The organism is Microbacterium deminutum (assembly GCF_039530205.1).
In the GTDB taxonomy this organism is placed as follows: Bacteria; Actinomycetota; Actinomycetes; order Actinomycetales; family Microbacteriaceae; genus Microbacterium; species Microbacterium deminutum.
In genome coordinates, this window is the sequence record NZ_BAAAOG010000002.1 from 94893 (window position 1) to 112377 (window position 17485).

The 17485-nt window shown below is 67.5% G+C and carries 11 protein-coding genes; 2 read left to right on the forward strand and 9 right to left on the reverse strand.

What is annotated here, in order from left to right:
- Positions 1–31: 31 nt before the first annotated feature.
- Together ABD212_RS06805 and ABD212_RS06810 are read right to left on the reverse strand one after the other, a co-directional pair.
- Positions 32–1084 (reverse strand): aldo/keto reductase, encoded by a 1053-nt coding sequence (locus ABD212_RS06805; protein ID WP_344092676.1) that lies wholly within the window; start codon positions 1082–1084, stop codon positions 32–34.
- Positions 1081–1938: an aldo/keto reductase gene (locus ABD212_RS06810; RefSeq protein WP_344092678.1), complete on the reverse strand. Its 858-nt coding sequence runs from the start codon at positions 1936–1938 to the stop codon at positions 1081–1083. The genes ABD212_RS06805 and ABD212_RS06810 overlap by 4 nt, the downstream gene beginning before the upstream one ends.
- 129 nt (positions 1939–2067) lie before the next feature.
- On the opposite strand from ABD212_RS06810, the gene ABD212_RS06815 reads away from it, so the two are divergent.
- The gene (locus ABD212_RS06815) at positions 2068–2970 is read left to right on the forward strand and encodes a LysR family transcriptional regulator (protein WP_344092680.1); all 903 of its coding nucleotides are present in this window, start codon (positions 2068–2070) and stop codon (positions 2968–2970) included.
- Here ABD212_RS06815 and ABD212_RS06820 read toward each other — a convergent pair.
- Positions 2945–3616 (reverse strand): transmembrane-type terpene cyclase, encoded by a 672-nt coding sequence (locus tag ABD212_RS06820; protein ID WP_344092682.1) that lies wholly within the window; start codon positions 3614–3616, stop codon positions 2945–2947. The two genes, ABD212_RS06815 and ABD212_RS06820, sit on opposite strands and share 26 nt — an antisense overlap.
- A gap of 127 nt (positions 3617–3743) precedes the next feature.
- Here ABD212_RS06820 and ABD212_RS06825 point away from each other — a divergent pair, with 127 nt between their 5' ends.
- On the forward strand, positions 3744–4580 hold the full coding sequence (locus ABD212_RS06825; RefSeq protein WP_344092684.1) for a patatin-like phospholipase family protein: 837 nt from the start codon (positions 3744–3746) through the stop codon (positions 4578–4580).
- A gap of 105 nt (positions 4581–4685) precedes the next feature.
- On the opposite strand, the gene ABD212_RS06830 is transcribed toward ABD212_RS06825, so the two are convergent.
- From ABD212_RS06830 to ABD212_RS06855, 6 genes are all read right to left on the reverse strand, one after another.
- Positions 4686–7514: a hypothetical protein gene (locus tag ABD212_RS06830; RefSeq protein WP_344092686.1), complete on the reverse strand. Its 2829-nt coding sequence runs from the start codon at positions 7512–7514 to the stop codon at positions 4686–4688.
- A complete protein-coding gene (locus tag ABD212_RS06835; RefSeq protein WP_344092688.1) occupies positions 7511–9388 on the reverse strand; it encodes a hypothetical protein in 1878 nt (625 codons plus the stop codon). Before ABD212_RS06835 ends, ABD212_RS06830 begins: the two co-directional genes overlap by 4 nt.
- A gap of 222 nt (positions 9389–9610) precedes the next feature.
- On the reverse strand, positions 9611–12556 hold the full coding sequence (locus ABD212_RS06840; RefSeq protein ID WP_344092690.1) for a glycosyl hydrolase: 2946 nt from the start codon (positions 12554–12556) through the stop codon (positions 9611–9613).
- 190 nt (positions 12557–12746) lie between these two features.
- Entirely contained in the window at positions 12747–14768 is a 2022-nt protein-coding gene (locus tag ABD212_RS06845) for a glycosyl hydrolase (protein WP_344092692.1), read from the reverse strand.
- Positions 14768–15502: an efflux RND transporter periplasmic adaptor subunit gene (locus ABD212_RS06850; protein ID WP_344092694.1), complete on the reverse strand. Its 735-nt coding sequence runs from the start codon at positions 15500–15502 to the stop codon at positions 14768–14770. The genes ABD212_RS06845 and ABD212_RS06850 overlap by 1 nt, the downstream gene beginning before the upstream one ends.
- Positions 15499–17274 (reverse strand): glycosyltransferase family 2 protein, encoded by a 1776-nt coding sequence (locus ABD212_RS06855; RefSeq protein WP_344092696.1) that lies wholly within the window; start codon positions 17272–17274, stop codon positions 15499–15501. The genes ABD212_RS06850 and ABD212_RS06855 overlap by 4 nt, the downstream gene beginning before the upstream one ends.
- Positions 17275–17485: the final 211 nt, after the last annotated feature.

The following is a 17485-nucleotide window of genomic DNA, read 5'->3' on the forward strand; positions in this document are numbered from 1 at the left end:
GGATCCGCCGGTGGCCGCGATCCTCACGTCCTCATCTGCCGCCTTGTATGTTGCGGTGCCGCTGGGCGACACCGGGCTCACCATACGGGTAATCGTCTGCTGGAGGCGCGCTGACCGCTGTCAGGCTGTCGACCTCAGCGACCTCGAGGACGAGCTCCACTGCCGCCATGTTGTCCTGCAGCTGCTCGACCGAGCGTGCGCCGAGGATCACCGAGGTGACGCCACGCTGCGCCCCGAGCCATGCCAGCGCGACCTGCGACGGAGACACGCCATGCGTCTCCGCGATGCCGGTGACGGTGTCGATGATCCGCCAGGTGCGATCGCTCGCGTTCCGCTGCTTCCACGCCTCCATGCCGCGCTCGGGGTTCTCGCCGAGACGCGTCGTGCCTGTCGGCGGCACGTCGCGACGGTACTTGCCGCTCAGCCATCCGCCACCGAGTGGCGACCACGGCAGCAGCCCGATCCCCGCGTCGAGTGCCGCGGGGACGATCTCGTGCTCGATTCCACGCACGAGAAGGCTGTATTGCGGCTGCAGTGTCACCGGCAGATTCCAGCCGTGCCGCTCGGCGAGCATGGTCGCCTTGGTGAGCTGCCAGCCGGTGAAGTTGGAGAACCCGTAATAGCCGATCTTGCCCTGAGCGATCGCATCGTCGAGGAAGCGCAGGGTCTCGTCGAGAGGGGTGATCGCATCCCACGCGTGCATCTGGTACAGGTCGATGTGATCGACTCCCAGGCGTCGCAGCGAGTCATCCAGTGCGGTCCTCAGATGGCGCCGAGAGGTTCCGAGGTCGTTCGGTCCAGCACCCATGGGGAACCGGCCCTTGGTTGCGACGACGATCTGGGCGGCGTCGGACCCGTGGGCGGTGAGCCATCGGCCGATGATCTCCTCGCTGGCGCCGGCGCTGTAGACGTCAGCGGTGTCGATGAAGTTCCCGCCTGCGGCGACGTACGCGTCGATGATCGCGTGCGACGTCGCCTGGTCTGCCTCGGCGCCGAACGTCATCGTGCCGAGGGCTTGCTCGAAGACGACGGCACCGCTGCGGCCGAGTGTTCGATAGGGGTGCGTTGTCAACGATGCGCTCATGCGGACAGCTCCGTGATCTGGTCGTGAGTGAGAGTGATCTCAGAAGCCCGTGCGGAGTCCTGGATGCTTGCGGGGCGTGACGCGCCCGGAATGGGGATGACGATGGGGGCGAGCGAGAGCTCCCATGCGAGGCAGACCTGCTGCGGGCTCACTCCGAGCTCATTGCCGATCTTCTCGAACGCCTCTCCCTTTCCGGCGAGGGTGCTCGCGCGAGAGATTCCGCCGAGCGGGCTCCACGGCAGGAAGGCGATGCCGAGCGCTGCGCACAAATCCAGTTCTGCCTGGCTGGATCGGTACGCCGGTGAGAACTGGTTCTGCACCGACGCGAGGCGAGTGCCCAGGATTTCCTGCGCCAAGCGAATCTGGTCGACATTCGCGTTGGAGATTCCCGCCATCCGGATGACTCCCTCATCGAGAAGGTCGCGGAGCGCGCCGACCGAGTCGGCGTAGTCCACCTGCGGATCGGGCCGGTGGAACTGATAGAGCCCGATCGCCTCGACGTCGAGCCGCGCGGCTGACGCGCGCGCTGCCCGTTTCAGGTACTCGGGGTGACCATTCAGCGTCCAGCTGCCGTCTCCCGGCCGGAGGTGCCCGCCCTTCGTCGCGACCAGCACACCCGATGCGTCGCCGCCGTAGCCGGCCAGGGCTTTCGCGATGAGGAGTTCGTTGTGACCGACCTCGGCCGCGTCCCGGTGGTAGGCATCGGCGGTGTCGATCAGAGTGACGCCCGCGTCGAGCGCGGCACGGATCGTGGCTATCGAGCGGGCCTCGTCCGGTCGACCCTCGATCGACATCGGCATTCCGCCGAGCCCGATTGCGCTGACCGACACGTCTCCGATCCACCGACTATTCATCAATGCGTCTCCTTGATTGCGAATGATTCATCACTACGACTTCCACGGTACGGTTTGGGTTGCCATCTGTCCAACAGAAGAATATTGTCGATCTCATGACCTGCACTCATGAATAGTGGGAGGGCAAGCATGGACCTGAGGCAGATGGAGTACTTCGTGGCTCTTGCCGAGGAGAACCAGTTCACGCGAGCGGCCGAGATCACCCGGGTTTCGCAGTCTGGACTGTCGGCGGCCATCAAGAGCCTGGAAGACGACCTCAATGCGAAGCTGTTCACCCGCACGACCCGTCGGGTCGAACTCACTGCGGCAGGCCGCGCACTGTTCCCCCATGCCCGCAGGCTCCTCGCCGAGGCCAACGCCGGCCGTGATGCAGTGACCGCGACGATCGGGGAGTTCAGCGGGTCGCTGCGTGTCGGCGCCGAGCAGTGCCTCGGCGCTGTCAATGTGCCGGAGCTCGTCGAGCGATTCCACCGCCGGCATCGCGAGGTGGAGATCACGTTCACGCAGGCGGGAACCGGCGACTTGCTCAGCCTCCTGCGCAACGGTGCGATCGACCTCGCCTTCGTGGCCGGCACACCGCAGACGACCGATCCTCGGCTTCGACTCACCGGGCTCGACCAGGTGACACTCGCGACCGAGCCGCTAGTGGTGCTCACCCCGCCCGACCATCAGCTCGCTTCCCAGAGATCGATCAACTGGGATGACCTGCGAGACCGCATCTATATCGATCTCGACGAAAGCTGGGCCATCCGGATCGTCGCAGACGAGCTCTTCGCGAAAAGCAGGATCCCGCGCCGAGTGGCCTTCACCGTCGGCGACATCCATGCGCTGGTGGACATGATCGACCGGGGCCTCGGCATCGCCATCGTGCCGCAATCCGTCTCTCGGAAGGACATCGCCGCCCACCTCCACACGCTCAGCCTCGCCGCTCAACGCGACCCGATCTGGACGGTGAGCGCCGCGTACGCCCACTCCGAACAGAGCACGGGTCTGACGGCGGAGTTCCTCAGTCTGGTCGAGCCCGGGCGCTGACGTCAGCCGCCGCGGCCGACAACAGCTGCGGCGGCTTGGTCCGTGCCCACACGAGCAGCCCGACGTAGGCGAGATCGAACACGGTGCACAGCAGACCGATGCCGAGGATGAACGCAGATCCTCCGATGGCGCCGAACAGGATCGTCGGGGCGAGGGTGCCGATCCATTTGGCGATGGCGATCGTCAGCGACTGACCGCGCATGCCGCGACGTGCCACGAAAAGCGCGATGAACAGCCCCGACATGAGGAGGTTCTGCAGAAACGCCGAGTACTTGGCCGCTTGCATGTCCACGAGTCCGAACTCGCCGATGAAGAGCAGCTGGACGGCGAACGAGGTCGCGAAGACGGCGACGCCCCATCCGATGAACATCGGTCGTGAGATGAAGGCCGGTAGTTCGCGTCGGCCGAATCTGAAGAAGGTGTAGACGATCACGGTGTCCGCAAGCCCCCATGCCAGGTTGATGTAGGCCTGCAGGCTGGGAGTCGTGCTCAGGCCGTAGATCGCGTAGATCCACTCCCACGCGACATTCAAACCGAGCGCCGCGATCGGGATGGCGTAGGTCTTCTGCGTGAACCCGATCCAGATCGCCGCGATGTAGACGACGGTCCAGGCGATTCCGCTGAGTCCGGTCAGTGCGAGTTCCATGCCGAGATCCCTCCTGTGCGAGCCGAGCTATAGAGGAGCGTCCCTCGGCGATGATAGCGGCCTATCGGCGAACGAGGCCGGCCTGCACGTGCGATCATGAACCCAGCTGAGACGAAGGGCCCCGACCTTGACGATATCGACTCGCGCGCTGGTGCTCGGCGGTGGCGGGCTCACCGGGATCGCCTGGGAGACCGGCATCATGCTCGGGCTGGAGCGGCGCGGCATCCGCCTTCGTGATGCGGACCTGATCGTCGGCACTTCGGCGGGATCGGCCGTCGCCGCCCAGGTCACCGGACCGACACCGCTCGAGGAGCTGTACGCTGCGCAGATCGAAGGTCGCGTCGATGAGCTTCCAGGCAGACTCGGGGTTTCGGGTCTGTTCAGGCTCATCTGGGCGCTCCGCGGCACCAAGGATGAGCAGCGAGCGCTCGCGAAGGTCGGCGGGTATGCGCTTCGGACCAAGACGGTCCCTGAACCGGTGCGGCGCGCCGTGATCGAACAGCGCCTGCCCGTGCACACCTGGCCGGACCGCGCGCTGAAGATCCCGGCCATCGACGCCGTCACAGGCGAGCTCGTGGTCTTCGACAGAACCAGCGGTGTGGAGTTGACGGATGCCGTCGCGGCCAGCTGCGCGATCCCGATGGTGTGGCCGCCGGTCACGATCGGCGCGCGGCGCTGCATCGATGGCGGCATCCGCTCAGTCGCCAACGTCGACCTCGCTGCTGGCTACGACCGAGTCGTCGTGATCACACCGGGAACCCAGGGGCTCCGCAGAGGCACCCCAGCCGCACACCAGCTGGCCCAGATTCAGGCCGACCGTTCCGCCCTGGTATCGCCCGACGACCCGGCGCGGACCGCCATGGGCAGGAACGCCCTCGACCCGAATGCCCGCGCCGCCGCCGCCCGCGCCGGCCTCGAACAGGCGGATCGCGTCGCGGATCTGATTCGAGGCGCGTGGGACTGACCCCTCCCTGGTCGCCCAAGCGGCCCAAGCCCCCATTGCCTGCAGGCCGTAATCCCCCGTTGACGAATCCGATCGGCATCCGCGTGGGGGCGTGACGAAGCCGCACTAAGACGTGGGCGGGAGTATCGGTCCGGCATCAGCGGCGAGGCCGCCGAGCAGCGCCTGCAGCGCGTGGCTCGTCGCGTCGACCCGCAATCCGAACCGGGTCAGCTGGTTGCGAACCCCTCCGACGATCAGCTCCGGGAGCGGAGCCCAGTAGGCGTCATCCGGTCGCACGAGCAAGCGATCGACGAACCCCATGGCGGCCCGCCATCCTTCGGCGAACCGTGCCGCGTGCTCGTCGTCGCCGCTGTTCACCGCGCCCTGCCACGCCCCCGACAGCCCCTCGGCGACGAACGCCGTATACAGCCCGGGCCCGGACGGCTCGACGTCCGTCAAGTAGCTCCCGTCGGCACGCAGCTGCCTTTCGCAGATCCAGTCGCCGAGGCTTGCGGCGAAGTCGTTGTAGGTGTCATCGCCGGTCAGATTCGTGACGAGCGGCCAGAGCCGGGTGTGCCAGCCGGCGAGGCCCCACGGGTGGACCTGCTCGAAGCGCCGCGCATAGAACCTGCGCACCGAGGCCCAGTCGACCGGGATGTCTCGTCCGGTCGCCAGAGCGCAGTGGACCAGCGCCAGCAGCGCGATGCCCGGCAGGTAGTCCTGCTCGGCTGTGGCCCTGGTGGCTGTCGGATCGAGGAGCATCCCGTCCGGCAGGACCCAGCTCGCAAGCCGATCGGCGATCGGGCCGGCGCGCTCGCCGGCCTCATCGGCGGGGAGGGCGTCGACGGCCGCGGAGAGCAGCATCGCGTCGGCGATGGGGCCGCCTTCATGGCCGGGCAGGCGCAGCACGTGGTCGGCGCCCAGATGGTCGAGCGCGAAGCGCACACCGGGGAGGGCGGCCTCACGCCAGTCTGCCCGACCTGCCTGCATACCGGCAGCGGCGATGGCCTGCAGCGCGTGCAGGCACCGGGCCGCAGTCCCCGTTCGCTGGAACGTGGCACTCTTCGCGGAGATGCTGTACGCGGGCCACCCGTTGTGATCAAGGCGTCGGAGCAGATGGGTGACGATGTCCTCGAGGTCACCAGCCCCGACTCGATCGGTGCCGTCGCGGCGTCGACCGCCGAACTCGAGTGGATAGGTGCGGTCCCCCGTCGTCGCCCAGGAGGTCGCCTTGTAGGTCGACCACGTCGGGCTGCCGTCGGTGATGCCGGCTTTGGCGAGGAGGTCCTTGGCCACCTGCTCCTTGGTGATGTCGAACTGGCTCAGTACCGACTCCAGGAACACCGCCCAACGCGAACCCTCACGCACCATGAGGGCGTCTTTGCCCGCCCTCATCTTCCACGCGACGTGCTCGACGCTCACCGCACCGTGGTACTCCCGGTCGTGCAGCAGCGTCACGGCCACCGTCTCGACGGAGCCCGAGGCGGTGCGACGGGTTGCGAATCGGCGGTCTGCGAGGGCGTACCGCGTGGCTCCGAGGATGAGGTCGTCGAGCGTGCCGCGGCCGCTCACCGAGCAGCCGATGAGCCCGCGGGAGTAGAGCGACACCGCCACGCTGGTCACCGACGGGTCGACGAGGTCCTGCGGCAGCGGCGTCCCGGCGAGCTCGGATCCCTGCTCGTGCGCGGTGATGACCTCGCGAACCCTTCGGGTGAGCGCCTCACCGAGGCCGGGCGCATATGCCCAGGCGTCGGTGATCCGCTCGTCCTCGCCGTATGCCGGCCACGTCTGACCGGGTTCGGGGCGCTTGATGACGTCGTGGCGGTACAGCGTGTGCGGCTCGTAGGTGCCGATCTTGGCGTTGCGGACACGCGCGTGCCGGTACTGCTCGACCGAACTGGTGAACAGTTGCGTGTTGGGCAGCGCACCGCCCATCTTCGCCGGGATGAGTGTGCTGCGCGCGACGATGCCGTACCGCCGGAAGTCCAGGTCGCGGGGCTCGATCCGCTCGACCGCGCTGAAGAACGTGACGCACAGCTTGAGCCGGGTGAGCCAGTCGCGGGTGACCTGAGGACCGAGCTTCTGGACGGCCCGCGCCGTGGCGATCACAACGTCGCGCTCAGGGTCGGCGTCATCCGGGTCGAAATGCCAGAACCCCTCCCGGGCGAACCGCTTGTCATCGCTGATCCTCCGAAAGCTGACCCAAACCCCGCCAGGCCCGTGCTCCGGCTCAGCGAAGGCCCCGGGCGGGCGGAGCACCTCTCCGGTGTCGACGAGGTGCTCGGCGACCAGCCGCGCGACACGGCCGGGATGGAGGCCATCTGGCACCGCCTCGTCGGCCCACCGCTCGGGCAGACAGCGCAGATACAGGGGCGGTCGGTCGGGGCGCGGCATCCCCAGGTCGTCCCAGATGTCGTACACCGTCTCCAGGTGGTAGCCGCGGGCCCTCGCTCGCTCGGCACCGCCCCGCCTCGAGAAGTCGACCAGGCATACCGACCCCTCGACTTCGTATCCCTGGCTCTCCAGCGCTGCCGCGCCCTGCGTGAAGGAGATTCCCGAACTGATCGAATCGTCGACGAGGACCACCTTGCGGCTCTTGTCACCGACGCCGTCGATCACCCGAAGGTTGCCGTGCTTCTTCGCTTCGGGACGCACGGCGAGACCGGTGTAGCGGCCGCCGCCCCGCAGCACGCAGGCGGACATGAGCGGCATCGCACCGAAGCCGTATGCCGCAACCTGTGTGGCTTCGAACCCGGCGAGGGCGTCGACAAGGACGTCGCCGATCAGAGCCGCACCGGAGGCTGTCGTGGTGAGCGGCCAGCAGTAGAGCATCCACGATGCAGACTCACCCGCCCGTCCGACGATGCGAGTGCTCTCGTCGGCGTGCAGGATGCCGTCACGACGGATGGCGGCCAGCAGCTCGGCGCGTCGGCCCCCCGCCTCTCGTGCCGTCACCGACCGTCCGCGAAGCCGTCGTCGAGGTTCTTCAGGTTCTCGATGCCGGGCTGCAGGCCGCCGGGCTCCTCGGGCTCCCGGACGGCGTCGCCGACTCGACCGGGCACGACGTCACCCGGTCCCAGCCGTTCACCCGGCCCGATCTCGCCGAAGATCTCGCTCTGAATCTCCTGCTGGATCTCATGCAGGATTTCGCTCTGGATCTCCTGCTGGATCTCATGCAGGATCTCGTTCTGGATCTCCTGCTGAATCTCAATACCGGTCTCCGGTCCCGTTTCGGGTCCTGTCTCGGGCCCTGTCTCTGGGCCTGTTTCGGGGCCTGTCTCGGGGCCCGTCTCGGGGCCGGTCTCCGGGCCTGTTTCGGGGCCAGTCTCCGGGCCCGTTTCGGGTCCCGTTTCGGGCCCGATCTCGGGTCCCGTTTCCGGGCCGGTCTCCGGGCCGATTTCAGGACCGGTCTCCGGGCCCACCTCCGGTCCGATCTCGGGGCCGATCTCGGGGCCGATTTCGGGTCCCACCTCGGGACCGACTTCCGGGCCGACCTCCGGGCCGACCTCGGGTCCGACTTCGGGTCCGACTTCGGGTCCGACTTCGGGGCCGACCTCGGGTCCCACTTCGGGGCCGATCTCCGGGCCGATCTCGGGGCCTACTTCGGGGCCGATCTCGGGTCCCACTTCGGGGCCGATCTCCGGGCCGATCTCGGGGCCCACCTCCGGGCCCACCTCCGGGCCGATCTCGGGGCCCACCTCCGGGCCCACCTCCGGGCCGATCTCGGGGCCTACCTCCGGGCCTACCTCGGGTCCGATCTCCGGGCCGATCTCGGGGCCTACCTCGGGACCGATCTCGGGGCCGACTTCCGGTCCGACCTCGGGCCCCACTTCTGGCCCGATCTCCGGTCCGACTTCGGGACCGATCTCGGGGCCGACTTCCGGTCCGACCTCGGGCCCCACGTCCGGCCCGACTTCCGGGCCCACCTCGGGTCCGACCTCGGGCCCGACCTCGGGTCCGACCTCGGGCCCCACTTCCGGCCCGACCTCCGGGCCGACCTCGGGGCCCACCTCCGGGCCCACCTCAGGCCCCACCTCCGGGCCCACCTCCGGGCCGACCTCGGGTCCGACCTCGGGTCCCACTTCCGGCCCCACCTCAGGGCCGACCTCGGGCCCGACTTCCGGTCCCACCTCAGGCCCCACCTCGGGTCCGACTTCCGGTCCGACCTCAGGGCCGACCTCGGGCCCCACTTCCGGTCCCACCTCAGGCCCCACCTCGGGTCCGACTTCCGGTCCGACCTCAGGGCCCACCTCGGGTCCCACCTCGGGCCCGACTTCCGGGCCCACCTCAGGCCCCACCTCGGGTCCCACCTCGGGCCCGACCTCGGGCCCGACCTCAGGCCCCACCTCAGGACCGACCTCGGGCCCGACTTCCGGTCCCACCTCAGGCCCCACCTCAGGCCCGACCTCGGGCCCGACTTCGGGGCCGACCTCCGGGCCCACCTCAGGGCCGACCTCGGGCCCGACTTCCGGTCCCACCTCCGGCCCCACCTCGGGTCCGACTTCCGGTCCGACCTCCGGGCCCACCTCAGGCCCGACCTCGGGCCCGACTTCCGGTCCCACCTCGGGTCCGACCTCGGGTCCGACCTCCGGGCCCACCTCAGGACCGACCTCGGGTCCGACCTCGGGTCCCACTTCCGGCCCCACTTCCGGCCCGACCTCCGGGCCGACCTCCGGGCCCACCTCCGGGCCCACCTCGGGTCCCACCTCGGGCCCGACTTCCGGTTCTATCTCCGGCTCGACCTCAGGGCCGATCTCGGGTTCTTTGACGACGTCGGCTTCCTGTTGGGCCCCCGCTTCCGAGTTCAGATCATCGGGCAGATAGGCCATGGCATGTCCTTATCAGAGTGGGGATGTCGGTGAACCTCACGAGAACATGAGCCACCTGCACTGCCGAACGGCGCCCAGTACTCAAGACTTAACTGTGATCCTCTCCCACCCCTTTCACAAGGTGGGATCGCCCCGACTTTCTGCGGATGTCGGCGACGCGTGAGTAGGGCCCCTACGGAAGCGGCAGGGGCCGACTCACGATGACAGAAAGCCAGGCTGCATTCAGGAAAAGGGCAGAAGGAGGACGGACGTGTCCCCGACTCCGAGGGTGCCCGGCTGGTTGCCGAGCGCGAGCCAGACTTCAGCCTTGACTCTTCCGTTGCGGAGATCCCCCAATGCCCCGGTGGCGCTGCGCAGCTGCGAACTCTGCGTGTAGTGCTCGTACCCGGGGTTCGGATCGGTGGCGAAGTATCGGTAGGTCTCGACCCGATCCCATGTGCCATCCCCGGTGAGGTCGTACGAGAGTCGCAACTGGGTGGCGTTTCCCACCGCGTGGGCGGCGTCGACGAACAGGTCGAAGGTCGGAGTGCCGTCTGAGCGGCGCAGGTTCAGGTGTGAGGCGGTGAATGCGACCGCATTCCGCGGAATTCCGTCGAGTTCGGCGTTGGCGCGGGGTAGGGTGATCGCTCCCGCCGTGCCTGCGGCCCCGAGTGTCCCGTCGGCGCGAAGGTACAACCTGCCGTCCGGGCTGGGTGTCGGCGCCCGCGTGGGCGTCGGTGTGGGTGTGGGTCTCGGCGTGGGGGTCGGCGTCGGTGTGGGTGTCGGTCCCGGTCGCGGTTGCCCGTGGGCATTCCCGCCCGACCAGTTCTGTGCGCCGGTGGCGACGGTCTTGCCGGCGGGCACGCGCACCCGCATCCCGTTGGAGAACGTGACCGTGAGCGCGGTGGACGAGACACTGGCAGCCACGTAGGTCCTCCGGCCGTCCTTCACGAATGCGGCAGCGAGGGGATAGTCGGCGGTGAGACCCGCGTCGACGGTGCCCAGTGCCGCGAGATCGCGGATCCAATGGAACGTATGCGCTTTGCTCTCCCCTGCCTCGGAGACGAACCCCGGATTTTCCCGGAATTTGCTCAAAGCGAGGTCGGCATCGCCGAGGGCGAGGAACTCCCAGAGAATGTCCTGCCAGGCCCGGGGTTCGCCCGCATTGCGGACCATCTCGTCGTAGTTGATCTTGTTGTAACTCGGGTGCAGACCGAGGTAGAGGTGGCTGCCGGTGATCGGCAGCTGATTGATGCCGTGGATCATCTCCGGCAAGTCGCTGAACCAGGTCGAATACGCGCCGCCGTCGCCCCACACCATGCCCACGGTGCTGTGGGGGAAGGCCGACGGGAAGATCTTGTCGTCCACGTCGAACCAGTAGTCCTCGATCGCCGCCGCCTGGGTGGTGTAAAGGTAGGCGCCGACATCCCGGACGGCGGCATTCCCGGTCGCCTGCCCCCACTGGATCAGGGCGCCGGCGAAGTTCATCCCTTCGGAACTGGACTCCTGATTGTTACCGGAGGCGAACGAGCCATGCCCCGAGGCCCAGTCGTGGCCCGCATAGATGTCGAAGTCGCGCAGGAAGGGGAACCGGCTGTCGGAACGGTCGTAATCATTGGCGTCACGGATGAGCAGGTCGATCATGCCGCCGTACTGGCTCGCGGAGGCCCAGGTCGGGTCGAATTTGGCCACGGTGGCCGCGGCGGCGATGAAGTATCCGTAGTGGAAGTGGTGGTCACTGAGCTCGAGATCGGAGCCGTAGGCGGCCTCGTAGCCGATCAGCGTGCCCCAGTTCTTGTCGTAGTAGAAGAGGTGGTCGCTTTCGCCGGCCGATGCGGTGAGCCAGTCGTCGAGGGTCCGCTTCATGGCGGTCAGCGCCTTTTCCCGCACGGCGGCGTCACCCACCTGGTCGGCGATCTCCGCGATCCGAGCGGCTCGTCCGAGACCTTTGCCGGTCCAGTAGGTGTCCGCCCTCTGCTGACCTTCGGGGTCGCCGGCGACCTGACTCAACAGGGTATCGAGCTGGGCCCGGTCATTGCCGGTCGAGGTGGCGACTGCGGGGACCTCCGGCAGGATGCCGTGGAACTTCTGCGTCGTGGTGAATGACGTCACGCCGACGAGGCTCTTCATTCGACCGCGGGGAGACACATACGTGTGGGCGATGGGGCTGCCTGCCGCCAGGGCCTCCCACTGATGCGGGTAGAGCGAGACGACGGTGCCCGACTCCTTGCCCTCGCGGCGGACGGTGCCCAGCCGATAGGTGGTTTTCACCGAGCCGGAGGCGACGTCATAGCGGTAGGCGACCGCCGTGGTGGTGACGTGCGCGTGCGCGTAGCGCCCGTAGCTGTCGGCGAGCACGTTGCGCTGCGCATCGGTGCTGGAGGCCGTCGTCGGCAGTACCGCCACGGTGAAGTAGGACTTCCCGGCGAGGCTCGAGGTGATCACGCCGCCGTTCACCCTCCAGCCGGCGCCCGTCGGTGCGTACGCGACGTAATCATGACCGCGAATCGTGAAGCCGATCCGACTCCCGTTCGAACTCCAGATCTTCGGCGATCCGTCGGTGGTCAGCTGCGCGCCCCCGCCGGACGCGACGAAGTACGACATCGGAAGGCCATGACCGATCGTCGCGGTGAGCGTCCGGATGCCGTCGCTCCACTGCGGTGACACCGTCCAGTCCGACCAGCCTTCGACCATGACACGGTTGGCATCGAGTCCGGGGATTCCCACCAGCACGTCCCGAGCGAAGGGGAACTTGTACTCCCCCACCCCCGTCGCGGTGCCGGTCACCACCGGTTTCGTGGTGTAGGAGATTCCGAGGCCTCCGGGGAACGTGTCGTAGGCGGCGGGATCCGCGTAGAGCGGCTCGCCGAAGGCGCAGTCGTTCTTCTTCCACAGGATCGAGGTCCACCAGTCATTGGTGGGGATGGGGCCCTTGGGGGCGTCGGCCGTGAGCGCGGCCCGGGGGTTCGTGGAGAGGTCACCGCACCCGCTCGGCAGCATCGCGCCGGCCGGCAGCGTTGTGGTGTACGAGCCGGCGCCGAGCACCACGGCGCCGGCTCGCTGGGGCAGACCGACGACGACCACGGCGCTCAGCACCAGGGCGACGGCGACCGTCACGGCGGTGCTGCGCGACTCGACTCGAGCGAAGAAGGCGCGACCGGGGCGGACGGACGAGAGGCGAGGGTTCATGGCGTCTCCTTGAGTGCGAGAACTCGTACCGAGGAGCGCCTGGGAGCGCTCTCACCCCTCCCTTGATGCCAACTTAATCCGGCGGACAGGGCCCGTCAATGGTCTGACGGGTCACTCCGGCCGGCCGTCGCCGGCACCGTCGCCAGATCCCGCGCCGCGCTGAGCGAGCGGGCGGGGCCGGCGACGCACCCTATCGAGCGGCGTGGCTGGCGAGGAACGCCAGAAGGTACGTCTTGGAGTTCGCATCGTCGATGAGCACGGATGCGTGGGCGGCGCGCGCGTAGGCATCCGCTGCCGCGCTCCGGCTCTGCAAGCCGTCGTACATGAGCATGTAATCGCCGAATTGCACGTCGTATCCCCCAGCGGCTGCTTCGCGGAGGTTGTCAGCTATCCGTCCCGCGTCGCCGGCGAGGTAGTCGGCTGCCGGCATCATCGGTATGAGCTGGATTCCGAGCTTCGCGTTGGGTTCGGCGCTGAACCAGGTGGAGTAGTCCCGCTTGTCGCCCCAGTTGAGCGAGACGATGGAGTGCCCGTATCCCTTGTACACGGATTCGGAGGCGTCGAAGCCCAGCCAATAGGCCTGTGCGGTGGCGGCTTCGTTGGCAAGCATCCACCGAGCTTCGACACCGAGCGCGGCGTTCTTGGTGATGTCGGCCCACAGGGCGAGGCCGTTCCATGCGGCGATCGCCTCCGAGCTCGACTCCTGGTTGTTGCCGTCCCGGAACGGGACGTACCCGGAGGCCCACGAGTGGCCCGCGTACGTGTCGAAGACCCGGTGATCCGGGAAGTACGAGCTTGCGCCGTCGGTGGCGAGGTCGGCCGCCACGAGGTTCATGACGGGGCTCAGTCGATCCGCCAGCTTCGGGTCGTCCGCGATCGCGACGCTGGCCGCGTAGAGCAGGTACCCGTAGTGGAAGTGGTGGTCGTTGAACTGGTCGGACCCGAAGGAGCTGACCTTGCCGACGATGCCCTTGACCGCCGGGTCGTAGACGAAGCAGCGGGTGGTCGCTTTCGCGCACCGGTCCGCGGTGGTCCAGTCCGTGAGCGCTGCGACGAGGCGTTTGCGTGCAATGGCCGCAGAGTCGGTGTCGTTCAGCTGGTCGGCGAGCTGCAGCAGATTGGCGAGCCGGTAGAGCGCCTTCCCGCCGAAGTACGTGTCGTCGGGCAACTTCGCCGGGAGTTTCACGTCCGCCGCGAGCTGCGCGCGGATGGTGTCCTTGGTGGAGCCGTCGACCGCATCCAGCGCCAGCGTGTCGGCGGGTTTCAGCAGTGGCACGGTCCAGCTGAGTGTGCGCCCGGCGCACAGGTGCATGGTGCCGTAGACGGTTTCGTAGGTGCCGAGGTCGCAGCTGCTCGCGGCGGGAGCGGCAAGCGACGAGTACTGATGGGGCAGCACAGCGATGAGAGTCTCTTTGGCGTCCGAGGTTCCGTAGGCGAGGGTCGTCGTGGCCTTCCGCGCCGCGACGGAGTACGTGCCGGCGACCTTTGCGACCCCGTGCGCCGAAGACACGAGTTCCTTTGCATCGTGCCCGGTGGGCACAGCGAACCACGTCACGGTGTCGCCCTTTGCAACCGCGAGCTCGCTGCCGTGCACGGTGCCGGCAGTGATGATCCCGTACTCGCGGTCACCGACGGTGGCGGTGAAGAGGCCACCGCTGCCCGCTGCTGCAGGCGGTGTCGCCAAACGGATGGTGGTGGTCGATGCCGGGGTGAATGACACGATGGGCGAGCCCTCGGCGATCGTGACGGAGCCGAGGGCGGTGTCACCGGCATCGCGGAGTTCGATCGTGACTGAGGCGTCGTCGTAGGCCGTCACCGTCGAGGTGACCGCAGTCGGAAACTCCGCCGACACGTCGGAACTCGGGCCGGCGGAGATCGTATCCGCGCCGGTCACCACCGCGGGGACACCGAAGTCGAATCCCGTGCCGGTGAGGCTGAACGACAGCGGCAACGGGAACACCGGCTGCGGAGCGTCTCCGAAGACCAGTCCCGAGAACCATCGGTTGGTGGGCGGGATGAGCCCATCGGCCAGGCGCGCGGTGGGCATCGGCGTCGTCGACACCTGCGGAAGCTTTCGGAGCGCCGCTGAGACGGCCCCATCGGGGAAGACGGTTCCGCCCGACTGCGTCGGATTCTCCTCGGCTGTGCACGCGGTGGCGGTGAGAAGGATGGCACCGATCAGGATGGAGATGACGTACCGGCGGCGCCCCATCAAACGCCGATCTGCTCGAGGAACTGGAGCCACGCGCTCTTCAGCCCCGCCAGCGGCCCTTCCTGTTTCAGATGGAGCATCGCAGTGACCGGCGTCCCTGACGCGACGAGTCCACCGGCAGCCCCCATCACCAGGCCGCTGCTCGCGATGGTGAGGTCCGCATCGGCTTGGCCGTTGACGGTGCTGACCCTGATGTCCGTCACTTTGCCCTCGACCCGGGAATGGTCGGGAAGGATGATCTCGACCCTGGCGCCCTTCTCCACACGGGCGAAGTTGTACGGCTGGAGACGGAACTGCGCGGTCACGAACATGCCTTCGCCCCGGTCGACGGTCGCGAGCGGCTGTCCTGCCCCGACGAAGCCCCCGACGCTGGCGTCGATCTTGGAGATCACTCCGCCCTCGGTGGCCAGCAGCGCCAGCATCCCGTCCTTCGTGACCGTGTAAGCCGAGCTCGTAGGGACCTTGATGGTGGTGCTGCTGAGAGCCTGAGTGAGGGTGGGGCTCTGAATTGTCATGATCGGGTCGCCCTGGGCGACCTTGTCGCCCTGCTTCACGCTCTGTTCGACGACGATGCCGGCGTAGTCCGACCCGATCGAATAAGAGAGCGCCTTGATCGAGGCGGAGGTGGACGCCACCTGACTCTCTCGCTGGTTGAGGATGATCGTGGCGGCGCCGACGATCAGGAGTACGACCAGGAGGCCGCCAAGAAGTCTAAGTCGATTGATCCAGGTCACGGAGTGCGCCTTTCGGTGAGTTCGGATGCCGGGGCCGGCTGAGTTTCGAAGACCGACGCATCGGCGTGGCGCTGCGACCCTGCGGTGACGAGGGTCGGGCCGGTCTCGATCGGGCGGGCGGTGACCCGCAGTGGGCGGCGCGCCCGGCGGATCGCCGCTTTGGCGCGGTGCGATTCGCGGAACGCCGCGGCGATGAAGACCCCGATGACGATCGTGTTCGTCACATTCCAGGCCGTCGCGAGTGTGAGGGTCTGATGCTCGACGTCTTTCGCGATCGCCACGAGGGACGTCAGGAAGAGGAAGACGAAGATCATGACCTGCGGAATCATGAAGTTGAACGGAGATGATCGACGGCCACCACCGCCCGTCACATGCCACTTCTGTTCCCGACCCGAGAAGACGTTGACCAGAGCCGCCACGTAGATCGGGAACGAGACGGTCGCCAGGACGAGCGTTTCGAGTCGGAAGGACCCCATGGTGTGGAACGCGAGCAGCATCTGCAGGCCGTAGAAGCCGGCGTAGAACAGGAACCATGTCAGGGGGGTCACGGTGAGATTCACGGGCCGGAGGTCGAAGAAGATCTCCAGCGGCGGCACCATCAGCAGCAGGAAGGGCGTGATCCCGGCGAAGTAGTGGGTCGCGGTGACGGTGTACTGCAGGCGCTGATCCAGGGTCAGCCGTGTTCGCGGGCTGAGCGGGTTGCGCTGCATGAGGATCTCGAAACCTCCGGACGCCCACCGCATCTGCTGTTTCGTGTAGTCCTCGACGGTCTCGGGCGCATCGCCGACCGCGAGAGTGACGGGAATGTAGATGGACCGCCAGCCCCGTTCGTGGAGCTCGAGCGAGGTCCACACATCCTCGGACTTCGAGTCGGTGTTCATACCCCCGATGTCTTGGACCGCCGCCCGACGGAAAACGACGTTCGTCCCGACGCAGAACGCGGCGTTGAACCGGTTTCGTCCCGGCTGGATGAACCGATAGAAGACGGATTGCATGAATCCGGCGCCGCGGGAGACGAGGTTTGTCATATTCCCGTACGCCTGTGGTGTCTGTACGAACGCGACGTTGTCGTCGATGAAGAAGGGAATCGTCTCGTACAGGAAGTCCGGCTTCGGAACGAAGTCCGCGTCGAATATCGCGAAGAACCCGCCCTTGGCGAGCGTCATCGCATGGTTGATGTTCCCCGCCTTCGCGCCGTTGCCCGAGAGCCGCCTGATGTAATTCACGCCGAGGCCGGCGGCAAGCTCGCGCACCTCATCCGACTTCCCGTCATCCAGGATCCAGGTGGTGTGTTCGCCCCGGATCGCCAGCGCGGCGACGGCAGTCGCCCGCACCTTCTCCAGGTCTTCGCCGTAGACGGTGATGAACACGTCGACGGCCACCCGCTTGTCACCGATGTACATCGGCCAGTACTGCGGACTGTCGGCGGCGCCCAGTCGATCCGTCATGGCGCCGTCGAAGAGGCGCTCCTGAGTGTGGTGGAAGGTGAAGCCCCGCGGATCCTGCCCACCGGCGAGGATGGTCCACATCGACACCAGCGCTTGGGAGACGAGCACGACCTCGGCGATGATGACGAGAGAGTACGGCAGCCAGTCCCCCCGGTTCCCGGGATTGAAGAGGAACAACGTGTAGGCCAGCACGCCCACCGTCGCGACGAGAACGAAGAGGCTGAGGGTCGGGGACTGGGCCGCCTGGTTCTCCGCTGCTCGCGCGAGCGGTTCTGCCTCTGAGCGGCGAGGACCGCGGTACAGGCGGTCTTTGAGTGTCGTCATGAGTGGTCATCCTTCTCAGCGGGTTGGATGCGGGCAGACGAGTGAGATCGAACCCCGGCGCGGGGGAACAGATCATCCTGGGGGAATGCAACAGCGGCCACGACATCTCCGGACTTTGACTGGCACGGCCCGGCGGGAGTCGTGAAGGTGGATTTCAGTCGAGCGAATGGAGTACCGCAGGGAGCAATTCCCCGATGATCCGACTCTCGCT

What these genes read in the sequence shown, in the direction of transcription:
- ABD212_RS06805 (WP_344092676.1), bottom strand. Translation starts at nt 1,084, where the DNA reads ATGAGCGCATCGTTGACAACGCACCCCTATCGAACACTCGGCCGCAGC.
- ABD212_RS06810 (WP_344092678.1), bottom strand. Translation starts at nt 1,938, where the DNA reads ATGAATAGTCGGTGGATCGGAGACGTGTCGGTCAGCGCAATCGGGCTC.
- ABD212_RS06815 (WP_344092680.1), top strand. Translation starts at nt 2,068, where the DNA reads ATGGACCTGAGGCAGATGGAGTACTTCGTGGCTCTTGCCGAGGAGAAC.
- ABD212_RS06820 (WP_344092682.1), bottom strand. Translation starts at nt 3,616, where the DNA reads ATGGAACTCGCACTGACCGGACTCAGCGGAATCGCCTGGACCGTCGTC.
- ABD212_RS06835 (WP_344092688.1), bottom strand. Translation starts at nt 9,388, where the DNA reads ATGGCCTATCTGCCCGATGATCTGAACTCGGAAGCGGGGGCCCAACAG.
- ABD212_RS06840 (WP_344092690.1), bottom strand. Translation starts at nt 12,556, where the DNA reads ATGAACCCTCGCCTCTCGTCCGTCCGCCCCGGTCGCGCCTTCTTCGCT.
- ABD212_RS06845 (WP_344092692.1), bottom strand. Translation starts at nt 14,768, where the DNA reads ATGGGGCGCCGCCGGTACGTCATCTCCATCCTGATCGGTGCCATCCTT.
- ABD212_RS06855 (WP_344092696.1), bottom strand. Translation starts at nt 17,274, where the DNA reads ATGACGACACTCAAAGACCGCCTGTACCGCGGTCCTCGCCGCTCAGAG.